Below are 3,580 nucleotides of genomic sequence, written 5' to 3'. Positions count from 1 at the left end.
GACTCTGAGAAAAGTGATCAAGAATCATCGGGCGTTTCCCACCGATGAATCTGCCCTCAAAGTGGTTTATCGGGCGATGCACCACATTGCGAAAAAATGGACGATGCCCATTTCAAACTGGAAGCCTGCTCTAAACCGTTTTGCGATTCTGTACGAAGAGCGATTTCCGCTCTAATTTTGACCTTTGACACAAACTACTTGACATACCCAACTCAATGACATGAGCACTCCAGGCATAGCTGCCCTCATGTAGTTGTACACCCACAATGCCTTCTGCTTTTAAGTGGGTAGCCTCTGCCTGCATTCGTTCCATGGCTAGTTCGCGGGCATCGTACAACCCCTGTGTGAAGTTGGTCATTTCCACATTCTTGCCCAGGTTTTTGAACCACTGCCCCATACCCTGGTAAGCCACGTGGTAAACGCAATTGCCCATCACCATGCCCACAGGACGATAGCCTGCCCGCAGCAACGTCCAGAAGTCCTGCCCGGAGAGGTCGCTGGTAAAGGGTTTGTTGTCCAGGGTGCGGTAGGAGAGATCCCGGTTACGGGCACGCACCGCCGTCCCGATCGCCACAAATTCCGCCAAGTTTGGCTCCCATTCCATGTGTTTAGCCGTCAACCGCACGCCCACAATGCCATCGGCTCCGAGGGCATCCGCCTCCTCTTCCATGCGACTCATCGCCAGTTCCCGCGCGTGGTACATGGCTTGGGAAAGGACGGTCATTTCCATATTCTGGTTGATGCCTGGGGTGCGACCTCCATCCGATACATTAGAAAAACCAACCACCTTTTGCTCCACAAGGGTTTTGGGTGCCTGTAAAACTAGTCAATGAATAATCAAAAGAACTGCTATAAAATCGTTTAAGAGCTTTGCCAGTAGGGAGCTTTAGTCGCTTTAGTATCAGGTAGAGGTCGCGCCCGATGCCTGCCCACTGATAGCCAATGTGATACATGGAGCAGCCTACGACCATACCCACAGGATCAAAGCCGGCTTCTTTGACCAGCAGAAATTCATTAACGGTCAGGTCACTGGTAAACAGGCGATGGGCCTCATCTTTGCCGCGCATCGCCTGCAGCCGTTCACGGGCATGGGCGGGAAGATCAGAGGGTGGTGGAGAGTTTGTCATGGTGCTTTAGGAATTAAGTGGTTTGCTGACTTCAAGGGGGCAACTTTACCCTTGGCAAGGTCGTAATAGAGCAAGTGGGCTTTGCGATCACCGGCTTTCGGGTGTGGAGCCTGAACGATGGCGGTGCCGACGGCTACAAAATGCGCCAGCAGGTCGTGATACTTCGTATCGTTGACTTCGTATTCAATGTCTTCGATACCCATGTCAATGTGCATGCCAGACCGCACCGTCACCGCCATGTTTGCGAATATCAGCAGTCAGGCGTTCGGTTGCCAGGTGACGGGCAAGCTGAAATCCCTGAGTGTATTGGGTAATTTCCTGGTTCTGGCTGAGCTGCCTCTGCCAAAAAAGCCGCCTCTGGTCAGATTGCGGGTGTTCCAGTCGGTGTGGACGTAGTAGGAACAGATGCCCAGCACTAAGCCTCTGGGATAGTAGCCCGCCTGATGTAACTGCCAAAACTCCTGCCCACTCAGGTCACTGGTGAAGGGATGGGGGTCGGGGGGTCGGTTGGGAATACGGCTCGCCGTGCCGATCGCGGTGAACTCCACCGTCCGGGCACTCCAGTCATAGCCTTTTAATTGCAGGCGCACGCCAATGACACCGTGAGCACCCAGGAGCATGGCTTCCTGCTGGAGACGGGCGACCGCCAGCTCTCGGGCTGCTAACTGAGCCTGACTGAGGCTGGTCAGCTCACCCGTAGAGGTGTAATAGCTGTTGAAGTAGCCCCAAAAACTGACTTTATAAAAAGCAGTCCCCATCACCAGCCCGATCGGTTCATAGCCCGCTTCGCGAGTCAGCAGATGTTCGTTAGAGGTGAGGTCACTGGTGAAGAAGCGATCGCCTCGCTGGCGTTGCGCTTCCAACCGATGGCGGGCGTGATAGGGAATTTGTCCCTGCTCCAGCGCCCTTTGAGTGGCTTCGTGAGCCTCGCGTCGACTTTTAGCTTCCGCCGATTCCCAGAACGGCATGCATCAACCTCCCAGGACGAATTTATTCAATGCCTGCCGGGTTTGGGCACTTTGCTGCGCTAGTTGCGCCAGTTGTTGGGCCATGTCTGCTGTCCATTGATCAACGGAAACTTCCGTTGTCTTCAGCACCACTCCTCGCACAACCTTTAAAACCTGAGCGGTCAGGGTTCCGTGTTGTTCGCGGGTGATTTGGTAATGGTAGTCATTGAAGCGCACGACAATTTCCTGCACCGGGCGGGCTTTGCTAAACAACCCACCCTTCCGGGTGACAGTAGTCGCTTGAGGTAACGCCTGCTCCAGCTTTTGCGCCAGAAACTCCAGCAAGTCTTTTGCCTCCTGGTCATCCAGGTGCAGGGCAGCGGCTAAAACATCCACTTGCAAAGCCGGATCAAGATCGTCAGTCATGCTAAAGGTACCGGGTTGTCAACCACTATTAAAGCAGTGGATTTTTCGACTGAAGGGGTAGCGGAGAAAACCTTAATTGATGGATAGCAAAGATTAAATTGGGTGCATCCCAGTCTTGTAAGTCTCAATTTGAGAACGTGTCTTGAAAGCCCGTTTTCTCAAGGGCTACAAGTCTGAGTAATAGTACTTATTGCAAAAGTGGGATGCACCCAATTTAATCTTTGCCACACATCATCATCTTGAGAGCTGTGATCACGCTTGCGTTCACACAAATATCGAGTCAAGCGACCCACGAAAAGGTTCTATCTATACCTTCTCTTGGGTGGTGTCCTAACTCTGTCGTTTCTAAAGGTTTTGGATTGCTGTTCTCAGTAGAGACGAACTCTTTTCGCGAGCGATAGGCAGGCAAAAGCTTTTTGGTAGATGTCTGTGTCCGCAGTGTGGACAAGCTGCTTTTTGGTTGAGAGGGTGTAGGCAAAATTCTGACGAAGGGCGTGTTACTTCAGCACGTGCGCGCGTTCTTCCGCCGCCATCAGCACAGTTAATTAGCGATCGCCTCATCTAAGCTTGCTTAGATTTGCACAAAACTCTGCCGACCCAGAGGCATTTTCGGCAACGTTAGGATGGTTTTCAAAATTGCTTTAGAAACCATGAATCATCGATGCTTCGCTTCGACAACCCTTCAAGCGGCGACTAAAGTGGAATAGAGCCTCGACTAATCTGAATCAACACACCCGTATGACCAGATCGCTCGAAACTCAGAAAACCATTTTCTTGCGGTCAACCCTAAAGATACAGGTCGCCTACGGCTGGATCAGGAGTTACGCGATATCCAGCGTGCCATGCTGGATGGTAAGGTCGGCAACTGTGCCATCCCTGGAGGAGCGTTCTAGCACTATTTGTGGAGGACTGATGGTAAGCAGAAGCGGCAACCAGACAGTCAAGTGGTAAGCCTTCAACATGACTGTGTCCTGGTGCGATGGCTTTAGGTTTGCGATAGCTTTGACGGCACTCGTGCCAGATTCATCAGGACTACGCCCACGGTGACTAGCCCAATCGCCGCCCACTGCTGCGCTTTTA

General features: G+C 52.3%; 5 protein-coding genes and 1 pseudogene. 1 reads left to right on the top strand and 5 read right to left on the bottom strand.

All coding sequences use genetic code 11. The features are described from left to right. Nucleotides 1-175 (top strand): annotated as a pseudogene (locus A8707_RS27345) (IS256 family transposase); the annotation flags it as partial. Here the strand turns inward: A8707_RS27345 and A8707_RS25805 are convergent. From A8707_RS25805 to A8707_RS25785, 5 genes are read right to left on the bottom strand one after another with little or no spacing between them, the layout of a single operon-like run. Continuing rightward, complete coding sequence (locus tag A8707_RS25805) at nucleotides 131-787, bottom strand: heavy metal-binding domain-containing protein (protein ID WP_231948481.1); 657 nt, start codon at nucleotides 785-787, stop codon at nucleotides 131-133. The pseudogene A8707_RS27345 and the gene A8707_RS25805 sit on opposite strands and share 45 nt — an antisense overlap. Further along, the gene (locus A8707_RS25800; protein WP_068820283.1) at nucleotides 771-1,127 is read right to left on the bottom strand and encodes a hypothetical protein; all 357 of its coding nucleotides are present in this window, start codon (nucleotides 1,125-1,127) and stop codon (nucleotides 771-773) included. Before A8707_RS25800 ends, A8707_RS25805 begins: the two co-directional genes overlap by 17 nt. Beyond that, complete coding sequence (locus A8707_RS25795; protein WP_156518892.1) at nucleotides 1,124-1,330, bottom strand: hypothetical protein; 207 nt, start codon at nucleotides 1,328-1,330, stop codon at nucleotides 1,124-1,126. The genes A8707_RS25800 and A8707_RS25795 overlap by 4 nt, the downstream gene beginning before the upstream one ends. A gap of 54 nt (nucleotides 1,331-1,384) precedes the next feature. Next, a complete protein-coding gene (locus A8707_RS25790; RefSeq protein ID WP_068820279.1) occupies nucleotides 1,385-2,095 on the bottom strand; it encodes a heavy metal-binding domain-containing protein in 711 nt (236 codons plus the stop codon). Between the two features lie 3 nt (nucleotides 2,096-2,098). Beyond that, nucleotides 2,099-2,500, bottom strand: a complete 402-nt coding sequence (locus tag A8707_RS25785; protein WP_068820277.1) for a hypothetical protein — start codon at nucleotides 2,498-2,500, stop codon at nucleotides 2,099-2,101. Nucleotides 2,501-3,580 lie beyond the last annotated feature (1,080 nt).

Source organism: Phormidesmis priestleyi BC1401, from assembly GCF_001650195.1.
Taxonomy (GTDB): domain Bacteria; phylum Cyanobacteriota; class Cyanobacteriia; order Leptolyngbyales; family Leptolyngbyaceae; genus Phormidesmis_A; species Phormidesmis_A priestleyi_B.
This window is presented reverse-complemented; position numbering and strand designations above follow the sequence as displayed.

What these genes read in the sequence shown, in the direction of transcription:
- A8707_RS25795 (WP_156518892.1), bottom strand. Translation starts at nt 1,330, where the DNA reads ATGGGTATCGAAGACATTGAATACGAAGTCAACGATACGAAGTATCAC.
- A8707_RS25790 (WP_068820279.1), bottom strand. Translation starts at nt 2,095, where the DNA reads ATGCCGTTCTGGGAATCGGCGGAAGCTAAAAGTCGACGCGAGGCTCAC.
- A8707_RS25785 (WP_068820277.1), bottom strand. Translation starts at nt 2,500, where the DNA reads ATGACTGACGATCTTGATCCGGCTTTGCAAGTGGATGTTTTAGCCGCT.
- A8707_RS25800 (WP_068820283.1), bottom strand. Translation starts at nt 1,127, where the DNA reads ATGACAAACTCTCCACCACCCTCTGATCTTCCCGCCCATGCCCGTGAA.